This window comes from Streptococcus parasanguinis ATCC 15912 (assembly GCF_000164675.2).
In the GTDB taxonomy this organism is placed as follows: domain Bacteria; phylum Bacillota; class Bacilli; order Lactobacillales; family Streptococcaceae; genus Streptococcus; species Streptococcus parasanguinis.
Genome location: NC_015678.1, coordinates 978,673 through 991,587, shown reverse-complemented (window position 1 = coordinate 991,587; position 12,915 = coordinate 978,673). Strand labels below are relative to the sequence as shown.

The 12,915-nt window shown below is 43.4% G+C and carries 10 protein-coding genes and 2 pseudogenes; 10 read left to right on the top strand and 2 right to left on the bottom strand.

Features of this window, described 5'->3' with window-relative positions:
* Positions 1-63 precede the first annotated feature (63 nt).
* The gene (locus tag HMPREF0833_RS04695) at positions 64-1,605 is read left to right on the top strand and encodes an ABC-F family ATP-binding cassette domain-containing protein (RefSeq protein ID WP_013903952.1); all 1,542 of its coding nucleotides are present in this window, start codon (positions 64-66) and stop codon (positions 1,603-1,605) included.
* Positions 1,606-2,054: 449 nt separating this feature from the next.
* Here the strand turns inward: HMPREF0833_RS04695 and HMPREF0833_RS04690 are convergent, their stop codons facing one another.
* Entirely contained in the window at positions 2,055-2,900 is an 846-nt protein-coding gene (locus HMPREF0833_RS04690) for a peptidylprolyl isomerase (protein WP_013903950.1), read from the bottom strand.
* Between the two features lie 174 nt (positions 2,901-3,074).
* Here HMPREF0833_RS04690 and HMPREF0833_RS04685 point away from each other — a divergent pair, with 174 nt between their 5' ends.
* The 7 genes and pseudogenes from HMPREF0833_RS04685 (at position 3,075) to HMPREF0833_RS04660 (ending at position 10,989) form a co-directional block, all read left to right on the top strand.
* Entirely contained in the window at positions 3,075-3,995 is a 921-nt protein-coding gene (locus tag HMPREF0833_RS04685; protein ID WP_013903949.1) for a DMT family transporter, read from the top strand.
* Between the two features lie 693 nt (positions 3,996-4,688).
* Positions 4,689-5,165, top strand: coding sequence for a hypothetical protein (locus HMPREF0833_RS04680; RefSeq protein ID WP_013903948.1), 477 nt, complete (start codon positions 4,689-4,691; stop codon positions 5,163-5,165).
* Positions 5,166-5,204: 39 nt separating this feature from the next.
* Positions 5,205-5,747, top strand: a complete 543-nt coding sequence (locus HMPREF0833_RS04675) for a hypothetical protein (RefSeq protein WP_041818338.1) — start codon at positions 5,205-5,207, stop codon at positions 5,745-5,747.
* 101 nt (positions 5,748-5,848) lie between these two features.
* Positions 5,849-6,602: pseudogene (locus HMPREF0833_RS11130) on the top strand (DNA translocase FtsK); the annotation flags it as partial.
* A 143-nt stretch (positions 6,603-6,745) separates the two neighbouring features.
* Positions 6,746-8,209: pseudogene (locus HMPREF0833_RS11125) on the top strand (DNA translocase FtsK); the annotation flags it as partial.
* Positions 8,210-8,275: 66 nt separating this feature from the next.
* A complete protein-coding gene (gene gloA2 / locus HMPREF0833_RS04665) occupies positions 8,276-8,662 on the top strand; it encodes an SMU1112c/YaeR family gloxylase I-like metalloprotein (protein ID WP_013903945.1) in 387 nt (128 codons plus the stop codon).
* An 8-nt stretch (positions 8,663-8,670) separates the two neighbouring features.
* A complete protein-coding gene (locus tag HMPREF0833_RS04660) occupies positions 8,671-10,989 on the top strand; it encodes an HAD-IC family P-type ATPase (RefSeq protein WP_041818335.1) in 2,319 nt (772 codons plus the stop codon).
* Positions 10,990-11,178: 189 nt separating this feature from the next.
* Here the strand turns inward: HMPREF0833_RS04660 and HMPREF0833_RS04655 are convergent, their stop codons facing one another.
* Entirely contained in the window at positions 11,179-11,523 is a 345-nt protein-coding gene (locus HMPREF0833_RS04655; protein ID WP_013903943.1) for a DUF3397 family protein, read from the bottom strand.
* A gap of 159 nt (positions 11,524-11,682) precedes the next feature.
* On the opposite strand from HMPREF0833_RS04655, the gene rplK reads away from it, so the two are divergent.
* Both rplK and rplA read left to right on the top strand, forming a co-directional pair.
* Positions 11,683-12,108, top strand: coding sequence for a 50S ribosomal protein L11 (gene rplK / locus HMPREF0833_RS04650; protein WP_003005369.1), 426 nt, complete (start codon positions 11,683-11,685; stop codon positions 12,106-12,108).
* A gap of 97 nt (positions 12,109-12,205) precedes the next feature.
* Positions 12,206-12,895: a 50S ribosomal protein L1 gene (gene rplA / locus HMPREF0833_RS04645; RefSeq protein ID WP_013903942.1), complete on the top strand. Its 690-nt coding sequence runs from the start codon at positions 12,206-12,208 to the stop codon at positions 12,893-12,895.
* The last annotated feature ends 20 nt before the right edge of the window (positions 12,896-12,915 follow it).

The window sequence follows — 12,915 nt, the reverse complement described above, 5'->3', positions numbered from 1 at the left end:
CTTTTCATTTTGCAGTGAAGATGATATAATCATACGAGTGAATTCAATGAAAGAGAGTCAAGCATGAGTATTTTAGAAGTGAAAAATTTAAGCCACGGTTTTGGGGACCGTGCGATTTTTGAGGATGTGTCTTTCCGTTTGTTAAAGGGAGAGCATATCGGTCTTGTCGGGGCCAATGGTGAAGGGAAATCGACCTTCATGAGTATCGTGACAGGTAAAATGCAACCTGATGAAGGAAAGGTGGAGTGGTCTAAGTATGTGACGGCAGGTTACCTGGATCAGCATTCGGTCTTAGAAGAAGGACAAACAGTTCGCGATGTCTTACGGACCGCTTTTGATGAGTTGTTCACAGCTGAAGCTCGCATTAATGACCTCTATATGGCCATGGCGGAAGAGGGAGCCGATGTCGATGCTCTGATGGAAGAGGTAGGAGAACTCCAAGAGCGTCTAGAAAGTCGTGATTTTTATACCTTGGATGCCAAGATCGATGAAGTGGCGCGTGCTCTTGGGGTCATGGACTTTGGCATGGATACGGATGTGACCTCCTTGTCAGGTGGGCAACGGACCAAGGTCCTCTTGGCCAAACTCTTACTTGAGAAACCAGATATCCTTCTCTTGGACGAGCCAACCAACTACTTGGATGCAGAGCACATCGATTGGCTTAAGCGCTATTTGCAAAATTATGAAAATGCCTTTGTCCTCATTTCTCACGATATTCCTTTCTTGAATGATGTGATCAACATCGTCTACCATGTGGAAAATCAGCAGTTAACCCGCTATTCAGGAGACTACTACCAATTCCTTGAAGTCTATGAAATGAAGAAATCGCAATTGGAAGCGGCTTATGAGCGCCAGCAAAAAGAGATTGCTGATTTGAAAGATTTCGTAGCCCGCAATAAGGCGCGTGTGGCTACACGGAATATGGCCATGTCTCGTCAGAAGAAGCTGGACAAGATGGAACTCATTGAGTTGCAAAGTGAGAAACCAAAGCCATCCTTTGAATTTAAAAATGCCCGGACTCCTGGTCGCTTTATCTTCCAGACCAAGGATCTCCAGATTGGGTATGACCGTCCTTTGACCAAGCCTTTGAACCTAACCTTTGAACGCAATCAAAAGGTAGCCATCATCGGAGCTAACGGGATCGGGAAAACCACTCTCTTGAAGAGCTTGCTGGGAATCATCCCACCGATTGCTGGAGAAGTAGAGCGGGGAGATTACCTAGAACTTGGTTACTTCGAGCAAGAGGTCGAAGGTGGCAATCGCCAGACACCGCTTGAAGCAGTCTGGAATGCCTTTCCGGCTCTCAACCAAGCAGAAGTTCGTGCCGCCCTTGCCCGCTGTGGCTTGACCACCAAACATATCGAGAGCCAAATCCAGGTGTTATCCGGTGGAGAGCAAGCCAAGGTACGCTTCTGTCTCTTGATGAATCGTGAAAATAATGTCTTGGTACTAGACGAGCCGACCAACCACTTGGATGTGGATGCCAAAGAAGAATTGAAACGGGCTCTGAAAGAGTACAAGGGATCGATCCTCATGGTTTGCCACGAGCCAGACTTCTATGAAGGCTGGATGGACCAAATCTGGGACTTTAATGAATTGACGTAAAGACAAAAAGAGAACCGCATGGTTCTCTTTTCAGATTCTTCTTAGAAACTTTCCTTAGGTGAGTACGGACGTCAGCGAACTTCTGCGAAGTTCCATGACTAATTATTGAGCCTAAGGTCTCAATAATTCCGAGTGAGAGTGGGACAGAAATCGGTAATTTGTTAGAATTCGATTTCGTCGTCCCACCTCCGCACAGTTGAGTAGGGCTGTAAAAGCTGATGAAATCAGCGTAGTAGAGCCCACTCAACCACTGCGTCTTGCTCGACAATCCAAAAATAATTGAGAGGCTAGGACTTTTGTCCCAGCCTCACTTTGCTCACGGCGGAAAGTTTCAGTAGATGAATGACTTAAAAAATTAGAATTCATTTTTTTACAATGAATCTATTAGCTAATTTTATGTAAAATGTTTATCAATATCTTAAAAAGAGAACCTCTCGGTTCTCTTTTCATTATTTTTTGAAATTATAGTCTTTTAAAATCTCGATTTTTTCAATCTTGATGTCTGTTTTTGGTTTGTCCTTATCATCAGTTTCGGCAGATGCAATTTTATCGACCACATCCATGCCATCGATCACTTGGCCAAAGACAGTGTAGTTGCCACCATCAAGGGTTGGATTTCCACCATTTTTATAAGCATCGATGATCTTAGTTGGGAAACGATCAGTTGGAAGTTTACTTGAAATATCATCCTTATTTTGGTTGATATAGAATTGACTACCATTGGTATTTGGACCAGAATTGGCCATGGCAAGGGCTCCACGAAGGTTGTAAAGGTATGGAGAATACTCATTCTCAAAACCAGTACCTGAATCTTTGGATTTGTCTTTGCCCTTCCAGATAGATTCGCCACCCGTACCGTCTCCTTTAGGATCCCCAGTTTGGATCATAAAGTTGTTAATGACACGGTGGAAAAGTAAGCCATTGTAGTAGCCTTCTTTTGCGTGGGTCAAGAAGTTTTCAACTGCAAGGGGCGCATATTTAGGGAAGAGCTTCACAGTGATATCGCCTTCAGTTGTTGTGATTTTAACCTCTGCTTCGTCTTCAGCCACATCAGTTGAGAGTTGTGGGAAGACGGCATTTTCATTGGTCATGGCATCGTTAAAATCTTTGCGCAGTTGTTCTAATTTCTTTTGTTCTTCTTCAATTTTCTTTTGATCTTTTTCACTAGAGCTGGAAGTTGCTGTCTGCTCTGTCTTTTCTTTGCTTGAGCTTGAAGAGTTAGCGTTTGTTTTATTGGACGAACAAGCTGTTAAAGCCAAGCCGGAAAATAATAGTAGTGCGATTAATTTTTTCATATTCTTCCTTTCCAACATAGTTGTCTTTTTCTATTGTACCTTAATTTTGCGATACTTTCAAATCTGGATAAAATTTAAGGCGAAAACACTATTCTGAAAATTTGCAGAAAATAGATGAAAGTATTTCCGAATTCCTGTATAATAGGATGACTACAGGAGAACGATCATCAAAAAATGAAATCATCACATTTTGCGAGAGCCCTTTGGTTTGGTATCCTAGGTGCTCTCTTTTTTGCATTTACCTTTATTTTTAATCGAAGCATGAACCTGGCAGGTGGTTCCTGGATGTGGAGTGCTAGTTTGCGCTACCTTTTTAGTTTGCCCATGATGGCTGTTTTAGTTTGGCAGAAAGGCGAGTTGAAGGGTGTCTTGTCAGCAATTGCACGAGCCCCGTGGACTTGGTTGCTCTGGAGTACGGTCGGCTTTGGTCTCTTTTATGCGCCCTTATCGATGGCTTCTATCTATGGAGAATCATGGTTTGTGGCTGCGACCTGGCAGATTACGATTTTAGCGGGTCTCCTTCTGACCCCACTTTTTGGCCAAAAGATTCCAAGAAAACAGTTAGGAATGACTTTGCTGATTTTGTTAGGAATCGTATTGATTCAAATTCCATATTTTGGACGAGGTCTCGGAGAAGGCGTGGTGCGAGCTAGTATCTTAATTTTGATCGCTGCTTTTTCCTATCCGTTAGGAAATCGCAAGATGCTGGCTCATTGTAAAGGAGAGCAATTGTCAACGACCCAACGGGTCTTTGGGATGACCTTAATGAGTGTTCCTTTTTGGTTGCTCTTATCCGTTTTTGCAGGACTTGATGCAGGCTTGCCATCAGGTGGGCAAATGCTCCAATCCTTGATCGTAGCTGTATTTTCAGGAGTTATCGCGACCATGCTCTTCTTTGAAGCAACCAACTTGGTGAAACACAACCATCAGCAGTTAGCAGTTGTTGAAGCTACCCAGGCCGGCGAGGTCCTCTTCACCTTATTTGGAGGCTGTCTCTTTCTGGGAGATCAGATCCCAACCCCACTAGGATTTTTAGGGGTCTTCATTGTGATCGTCGGTATAGTGGGAAATAGTCTGCTGACGTCTTTAGACTAGATAGTGGTAGAAAAGTAAAACTTAAAAGATGATATTGCGATTCAGTCTATTAATGCTAACACCCACGAGGGTGTTTTCTTTTTGGACTAAATCACTAATTAAGAAGGATCTTGCGTAGAGATGGAAAATTCGGTATGATGGGAGGTAAGTTGATTTATTGGAAAATGAACGTATAAAAAATTATATGAGTAGCCTCTTTAGAAAAGGCAAAACGTTAGTCATTACTTATCAAAAAGGTGGAGCAAGAAGATGAAAAAATGGAAAATTGTAGTTTTACTTCTAATATCGATTCTATCTATCTCTATGATTGTCTATAAGAAAAATTTAAACGTTCAAAAAAATGAACAGAAAGTAAAATGAGAACGGTATGATGCGGGATCGATCAAAGAATTACACTATCTTGATAAAGAGAAACGAGTTATCTCCTTTCGAGCATCTAAAAATTTCATTACTTTTAGTGGATGGGCATCAATTGGTGATCGTTATTTAGTTTTAAAAACACGGACTGCAAGTAACGAAGGAATAGATGAAGAACCCAAAAAAGGGTGGACTTGGCATGCGATTGTTTATGATTTAGATTATCTAGATAAGAAACCTGAAAAGGTTGATCTCTACCAAGTTGTTAAGAATTATGATAAAAACTTTTATTTAAAAAATCAAGGGACCATCATACTCGAAGATGGGAAGGAGTATTTGTTATTAAAACTCCAACATTATGAAAAAAAGAACAAAATCACTGTTAAAATGGACTTGACTACCAACAAAATAGTGGGTGAAACGACAGAAGAACTCTTCAGAACAAATTATCCTACTAGTTATAATTCTTCATCACTTGGAGACGCCATCAATAATAGCAATGTTTATAACGATAGTGATTTCTTTATCTTCTCTTATCCGTATTGTGACTGTATTAACTTTGAAAAGGACTACCCTAAGTTTATTCAGTTAGGAAAGGCTAATAAAGAAGATAAAATGGTAGTGGCATTTCGGAAGAAAAAAATATCAGTTGAAGAATCCTACCAAATGCTTAGGCATTGGTTTGCACCACTTGGTCAAGATAAATTAGAAGTGATTGGAACAAATGAAAGTAATGATGGTGAGAAGCAAACCAAGGTATTAGAGACCTATCAAGAGTTTGCGGAATGGACTCATCTTGAAAGAGATTGGTAAGGATACAGTCTAGTTTTTTTAAAAAGAAAGATGAAAAGGATGCCTACTATTTCAGATATACTAGAAAAATTTTACTCCGATCACGAGGTGAAACCCTATATTTCGCCTGAGAGAGATTTAGAAGCTTGGTTGTTAGATCCAAAACCTGTTTCCAAACGAAATATGGAGCTCCTTCGAGATGGCTTGCTTGCAGGGGATATCATTCTCTTGTGGCGGATCCATTTTGGAACGTTTACGACAGAGACTTGGTTTCCCAAGTATTTTGAATACACCTATGGGATTCATGCTTCGGAACACTTGAAGGCTTTGGTGGACAAGGGCTATGCTTTTATTGAATCAGCTTTTGATTCATTGGACCATATCAATGCGACCATGAAAAAAGCCATTCTCAAAAAGAAGGGAGTCGCGGGTTTGTCCAAGATGAAATCGGCCGATTTGAACCAAGCTTTGGCTGAACATTTTACGGAGGAAGAACTGGCGGAGCAGTTCACAATTCGGGGTTACCAGTTGACGGACAAAGGAAAGCAAGCGCTGAAAGACTATCAAGCCATCATTGACCGCCACCCTAAGAAAAACATCTAAAACAGTACCCACTCGGTGCTGTTTTTTTTTGCTTTATGCTGCAAATGTTCGGAAATGATTTTACTAGAGAACTGGCTTGGAATTGTGATATAATAAAGGTTATGGCAAACAATAATCAATCGAAAAAAACACGGTCGACGAGACGACTGTCCAAAGCAGAATTAGAAAGAAAAAAAGCGATTCATCGCATGATTGCGACCATTCTCATTAGTCTGGTTTTAGTTTTTGCGGCCTTGAAATTGGGAGCAGTAGGGGTCTTGGCCTACAACTTAATCCGACTCTTTGTTGGAAGTTTAGCCTATTTGGCTATTTTAGCGACTTTTTTCTACCTCTATGCCTTTAAATGGCTGGACAAACACGAAGGGGTGATTTCAGGATTCCTAAGCTTCTTTGCTGGGCTTCTCTTGATGTTTCAGGCCTTCTTTGTATCCTCCCTTCATTTGGACAATAATGGGATCAAGGTCACCTTTTCAAGAATCATGGCAGATCTGATTCATCTGCGAGTGGAGAGTTTTGCTGGTGGTGGTATGATCGGTGCCCTTCTTTATGCTCCGATTTCCTTCCTCTTTTCAAATATTGGCTCTTATTTTATTGGCCTTCTCTTTATTGGATTGGGGATTCTCTTGATGAGTCCTTACTCCATCTATGATTTGTTTGAAAAGGGGTCGGAAGCCTTCCATGCTTCTATGGAAAAACGCAAAGAACGTCGCGAACAGAAATTCCTTGAAAAGGAAGCGAGAGCTGCTGAGGAAGCTGTGGCAGCTGAAAGAGAGCAAGAAGAAGCAAGTGCAGTTCTTCCAACTCCCCTTTCAATGGAAGGGCATCCTGTAGATCCTGAAACGGGAGAGGTGCTGGCGGAGCAGCCGTTCACAGAGTCTTTCCCAGAAGCAGAAATTGTTGCACCGGCAACACCAGAAATCTACCTGCCAGATGAAGAATGGCCTGAAGAGCCTGAAGCGTACGAAGAGCTTCCAGTAGCCGAAGAATTCGAGGACGATGGGGAAGAAGTTCAAGTGGATTTCACACCTAAGGAATTGCTTCAATACAAGCTTCCAACCATTGATCTCTTCGCACCTGACAAGCCGAAAAATCAATCAAAAGAGAAAAACATCGTTCGCCAGAACATCCGCATTTTGGAAGAGACCTTTGCAAGCTTCAATATCAAGGCGACAGTGGAGCGGGCAGAAATCGGTCCTTCTGTTACCAAATATGAAGTCAAGCCAGCTGTCGGTGTGCGGGTCAATCGCATTTCGAACCTAGCAGATGATTTGGCCTTGGCTCTAGCAGCCAAGGATGTGCGGATTGAAGCACCGATTCCAGGGAAGTCTCTGGTCGGGATTGAAGTGCCCAACTCAGAGATTGCGACCGTTTCCTTCCGTGAATTGTGGGAGCAGTCCAAAACAGACCCGGCTAAACTCCTTGAGATTCCTCTTGGGAAGGCTGTAGATGGTTCAGCTCGGACTTTTGATTTGGCTCGGATGCCCCACCTCTTGGTAGCGGGTTCTACTGGATCTGGTAAGTCAGTAGCGGTCAATGGGATTATTTCGAGTATCTTGATGAAGGCTCGTCCGGACGAAGTCAAGTTTATGATGGTCGATCCAAAGATGGTGGAGCTTTCTGTCTACAATGATATTCCACACCTCTTGATTCCGGTTGTGACCAACCCACGTAAGGCCAGTCGAGCCCTGCAGAAGGTCGTTGATGAGATGGAAAATCGCTATGAGCTCTTCTCGAAAGTGGGTGCTCGTAATATTGCTGGCTTTAATGCCAAGGTAGCTGAGTACAATGCCCAGTCTGAGATGAAGCAAGTGCCCCTTCCATTGATCGTGGTCATTGTCGATGAGTTGGCAGATTTGATGATGGTCGCAAGTAAAGAAGTGGAAGATGCTATTATTCGCCTTGGACAGAAGGCGCGTGCAGCAGGGATCCACATGATCTTGGCGACCCAACGGCCATCGGTTGACGTTATCTCAGGTTTGATCAAGGCCAATGTGCCTTCCCGTGTCGCTTTTGCGGTATCATCCGGGACCGACTCACGGACCATCTTGGATGAAAATGGAGCGGAGAAATTGCTCGGTCGCGGAGACATGCTCTTTAAACCGATCGATGAAAATCATCCGATCCGTCTGCAGGGCTCCTTTATCTCTGATGATGATGTGGAGCGGATTGTCAACTTCGTCAAAGAACAAGCTGAAGCGGATTATGATGATGCCTTCGATCCAGGTGAAGTATCTGAGTCAGACTTTGATGGAGGTATGGGTGGCTCAGACGAAGGCGATCCACTCTTTGAAGAGGCCAAAGCGCTCGTCATCGAGACCCAAAAAGCCAGTGCTTCGATGATCCAGCGCCGCTTATCGGTTGGTTTTAATCGGGCGACTCGCCTCATGGAAGAGTTGGAAGCAGCGGGTGTGATTGGACCAGCTGAAGGGACCAAGCCTCGAAAAGTATTGCAACAATCATAAGGATAGGGAAAAAGGGCATATGCCCCACTCCCTTTTCTTTTTATAGAAAATAGAAAGTAGGACCAGATGAAGTTAGACACGATTCATCATATTGCCATCATTGGACGGGATCGCGACGCCATGTTGCACTTTTATGTGGACCAGTTGGGCTTTGCGATTGTCAGTGAGTATGACCGTCCCGAACGCGGAGATATCTTGATCAATCTCCGCCAGGGGGAGCTGACTTTAGAACTCTTTATCAAACCGACGGCCCCAGTACGGCCTAAGCTCCCCTTGCCCGAGCATGCGGGACTGCGTCATCTGGCCTTTAAAGTGGACGATGTAGAGACCTATCTAGCTAGATTGGATCAGCTAGGTATTGAGAATACAGGCCTTCGCTATGATGACTTTGATGGCAAGAAGATGGCATTTTTCTTCGATCCAGAAGGATTGCCCTTGGAAATACATGAGTGAGGAAAGCAATGGTTAGATTAGAAGGACTCAGTCAGGAAGAAGTAGCGAAAAAGATCCAAGAGGGCAAGCAAAATAAGGTCACGATTAAGACAGAAAAAAGTATTGGGCAGATCATTCGAGATAATGTCTTTACCTACTTTAATCTGATTTTCCTGGTCTTAGCGTTCTTGCTGGTTGCAGTGAAGTCTTGGAACAATCTCTTGTTTGTCCCGATTGTCGTGGTCAACTCCTTGGTTGGAATTGTGCAGGAAGTCCGCTCTCGACGGATCTTGCGTCAGATGCAATTTCTGCATATGAGTGAAGCGATCGTTCTTCGCAAAGGAAAAGAAGTCGCTCTACCTATCGACCAGCTGGTGGAGGGCGATCTAGTTCGCTTTCAAGCTGGAGACCAGATCTATGCGGATGGGATTTTGCTGGAGGGTGAGCTAAAAGTCGATGAATCGCAATTGACAGGTGAAGCTGATGAGGTCAAAAAAGGAGCGCAAGACGCACTCATGTCAGGTAGTTTTGTGATCGCTGGTCAAGGACTGGCGCGATTGGAAAAAGTTGGGAACGAGTCCTACATCAACCAATTGAGCCTGGAAGCCAAGCAGGTCAAGTCTCATGAGGAGTCCGATATGGTCCATGCGGTCAACCGAATCGTGGGGATCATTGGTCTCCTTATCATTCCGCTAGGCTCGCTCCTTTTTCTTCGTAGCTATATCAGCCTAGGCGATAGCCTCAAGCTCAGTGTGACTTCAACAGTCGGGGCCTTGATCGGGATGATTCCAGAAGGCTTGTATCTCTTGATGACCTTGGCACTGGCTCTGGGGGCTGTCAGATTAGCCAAGGAAAAGGTTCTGCTCAATAGCATGAAGGGGATTGAGACCTTATCGCGCGTGGATGTCCTTTGTGTCGATAAGACAGGGACTATTACAGAGCCAGGTATGGAAGTGACAGCGATTCGTCCAGTTAAAGACGCTCAAGACTTGGAAGCTCTAGCTCAGTATGTAGAGGCTAGTATGGATCAAAACGATACCATGGATGCCATCCGAAAATTTCACAAGACACCAGTAAGCCAGCCATGGAAGGCTCTCGACATTCAGCCCTTTACGTCCAAGAAAAAATATGGGGCCATTGCCTTTGAATCTGGGATCTATGTATTAGGGGCACCAGAATTTGTTTTACGAGAGGGCTTTTCTGAGCTTGAACAAGAGATAGCTCCTGCTACTCAGGCAGGCAATCGGGTCTTGGCCTTTGGGAAATATCGGGGAGATCACCTGAGAGAGACTTTAGAGGCTCCTGTAGACTTGGTGGCCTGGATTATTCTCTCCAATCCGTTGAGAAAAAATGCCAAAGAAACCTTCGCCTACTTTAAACAACAAGGAGTGACTATTAAGGTCATTTCAGGAGACAACCCAGCTACGGTCTCAGCTATTGCACAAAAAGCAGGCATTGAAGGAGCAGAGGATCTAATCGATGCCAGAACCTTACTGACGGAAGAAGATTTGCACCAAGCGGCGAGTCAATATACGGTCTTTGGACGAGTGACACCAGAGCAAAAGAAAAGCCTTGTAGAAGGCTTGCAGGCAAAGGGGCATAAAGTCGCCATGACTGGAGATGGCGTCAACGATATTCTGGCTCTCAAAACAGCGGATTGTAGTATTGCGATGGAATCTGGAAATGATGCGACCAAAAAGATGGCGCAAGTGGTTTTACTGGATTCTGACTTTGGGAAGATGCCGTCCATCGTGGCAGAAGGGCGACGGGTGGTCAATAATATTCAACGATCAGCCAGTCTCTTTTTGATCAAGAATATCTTTTCTATTTTGTTGGCTATCTCAGTGACGCTCTTAGCCTTTACCTATCCCATCATGCCGTCGCAGATGTCCTTGATCAGTGGCTTTACGATTGGGATTCCAGGATTCTTCCTAGCGCTTGAGCCCAATAGCGAGCGCATCAAAGGGCGCTTTATCGAAACGGTCTTTAAAAATGCGCTACCTGCTGCCTTGACGGATTTTATACTGATCTTCAGTTTGGTATTGCTCTCTTCAGCATTTGGTATGACATCGGAAGAGCTCTCAAGTGCAGCCATCTGCTTGATGGCCTTCGTCGGCTTTACCATTATCTACCAAGAATCCCAGCCTATCAATCACTACAAGAGACTGGTTCTTCTAGGAAATATCCTAGCCTTCCTGGTTTCAAGTAGTATCCTAGGTAGATTCTTCAACATGAGCCCCTTGAGACTTCAAACGCTGCTTATCTGCGCCATCATGGCCGTTCTTGCTCTCATCTTGATTCAAGTCTTCAAAAAACTAGTGGGCTGGTTCTTTCATCGGAAAAAATAAAAAAAGAGAGTGGGACAGAAATCGGTAATTCGTTAGAATTCGATTTCGTCGTCCCACCTCCGCACAGTTGAGTAGGGCTGTAAAAGCTGATGAAATCAGCGTAGTAGAGCCCACTCAACCACTGCGTCTTGCTCGACAATCCAAAAATAATTGAGAGGCTAGGACTTTTGTCCCAGCCTCTTTTCAGTATTAGATAAACAAACTAGCGGTTAAGATCAGATAGAGCAAGAAGGTGACCAGAAATCCAGCGCGCCAGAAGTATTTGATAAATTTCGGATAATAAAAACTCTTTTTCTTTTTTAAGAAATAAATCGTTAGCCCCAAGGCCAAAAGCGAAAGACTCAAGGCTAGCAGCGGTAAGAGGCTGTGGTAAAAGGCGCTGTCTGAAATCAGGTAGTACTCCAAGGCAAATAAAGGAAAGGCAATATCGGTAGATCGCCATCCTCTTTTTTGGAGTTTAAAGAGATGAACAATGATGCCGCTCAGAATCAGCGTTAAAAAAATAAATAATACAGAAGCAACTTTGATTAACATAGCTTCATTCTATCATAAAACGAAAAAAAGTTTACTATATTTTAATTTTTTCTTGCAAAAAAAGAGAAATTGTGTATAATAGAAAGGTATGCACAAAGCATACTTGTGGGAGGTAAAAATCTGTAATTACCGCCAAAACCACAAAGGAGGATTTAAGAAATGGCTAAAAAAGTCGAAAAACTTGTAAAATTGCAAATCCCTGCTGGTAAAGCTACTCCAGCTCCACCGGTTGGTCCAGCGCTTGGTCAAGCAGGTATCAACATCATGGGATTCACTAAAGAGTTTAACGCTCGTACAGCTGATCAAGCTGGTATGATCATCCCAGTTGTTATCACTGTTTATGAAGACAAATCATTCGATTTCGTTACAAAAACACCACCAGCTGCTGTTCTTTTGAAAAAAGCTGCAGGTGTTGAAAAAGGTTCAGGTACACCGAACAAAACGAAAGTTGCAACTGTAACTCGTGCACAAGTACAACAAATCGCTGAAACTAAGATGCCAGATTTGAACGCTGCAAACATTGAGTCTGCAATGCGTATGATCGAAGGTACTGCTCGTTCTATGGGATTCACTGTTACTGACTAATTGTAACAATCCTATTTGCCCGCAATACACTTGATCATGAGACGAGTGACGTGGGAGATGAAAATCGATATGACCACATTACAAGGAGAAAGATAAAATGGCTAAAAAAAGCAAACAACTTCGTGCTGCACTTGAAAAAATCGACAGCACAAAAGCATACAGCGTAGAAGAAGCTGTAGCTCTTGCAAAAGAAACTAATTTTGCAAAATTTGACGCAACTGTAGAAGTTGCTTACAACTTGAACATCGACGTGAAAAAAGCTGACCAACAAATCCGTGGTGCAATGGTATTGCCAAACGGAACTGGTAAAACAGCTCGCGTACTTGTATTTGCACGTGGTGCAAAAGCTGAAGAAGCAAAAGCTGCTGGTGCAGACTTCGTAGGTGAAGATGACCTTGTTGCGAAAATCAACGATGGTTGGTTGGACTTCGACGTTGTTATCGCTACACCTGACATGATGGCTCTTGTTGGACGTCTTGGACGTGTCCTTGGACCACGTAACTTGATGCCAAACCCTAAAACTGGTACAGTAACAATGGATGTTGCGAAAGCAGTTGAAGAGTCTAAAGGTGGTAAAATCACTTACCGTGCTGATAAAGCAGGTATCGTTCAAGCGATCATCGGTAAAGTTTCATTCGATGATACTAAATTGGTTGAAAACTTTAAAGCTTTCAACGACACAATCCAAAAAGCAAAACCAGCTACAGCTAAAGGTACTTACGTAACTAGCTTGACTTTGACTACTACTCAAGGTCCTGGTATCAAAGTGGATGTTAACTCACTTTAATTAGAAATCAAAGCTACCTT